Source organism: Oleiphilus sp. HI0128 (assembly GCF_001635365.1).
Genome location: NZ_LWGG01001276.1, coordinates 1 through 732, shown reverse-complemented (window position 1 = coordinate 732; position 732 = coordinate 1). Strand labels below are relative to the sequence as shown.

Below are 732 nucleotides of genomic sequence, written 5' to 3'. Positions count from 1 at the left end.
GGTTTTTGGTGGCCGGACCGCAAGAGCTACAGTTGATTATTTAGGGCGCTATGCTTCGCAAGTTAGTGTTCTTGATGAACAAAAAGAGCGTGAGTTTATTGGTTGGTTATCTCCTGGTGCCAACAAGTTCTCTGTGATGAATATTTACCTTTCTAAGCTTAACCCTGCCAAATTGTTCAACTTTACGACCACAACAAATGGTAGTGATCGAGCAATGGTTCCTGTTGGTGCTTACGAAAAAGTGATGCCTTTAGATATCTTGCCAACTCAGTTACTACGATCTCTGATTGTAGGTGATACAGAGCAAGCACAACTTCTAGGTTGTTTAGAGCTAGATGAAGAAGATTTGGCGCTTTGCACATATGTTTGTCCTGGTAAGTATGAGTACGGTCCGATTCTACGAGAGAATCTGACTCGAATCGAAATTGAGGGTTGATCATGGGACTTAGAACAGTTTTAGATAAAATGGAGCCCCATTTCGAGAAAGGGGGCAAGTACGAGAAGTGGTATGCGCTTTACGAAGCTGCTGACACCATTTTTTATTCGCCATCAAGTGTAACCAAAACCACATCTCATGTTAGAGATGGTATCGACCTTAAGCGTATTATGATTACGGTTTGGTTGTGCGCATTCCCTGCTATGTTTTTTGGTATTTGGAACGTCGGTTTCCAGGCAAATACTGCTATAGCGGCTGGGCTGGGTACTATACCAACCGATTGGCATAGCATGTTT

1 protein-coding gene and 1 pseudogene are annotated in these 732 nt (G+C 42.9%); both read left to right on the top strand.

All coding sequences use genetic code 11. The features are described 5' to 3' along the window. Positions 1-436 (top strand): annotated as a pseudogene (locus tag A3763_RS21470) (NADH:ubiquinone reductase (Na(+)-transporting) subunit A); the annotation flags it as partial. Positions 437-438: 2 nt separating this feature from the next. Further along, positions 439-732: RnfABCDGE type electron transport complex subunit D (locus A3763_RS21465; protein ID WP_197483034.1), on the top strand; the 294-nt coding region annotated here is incomplete at its 3' end.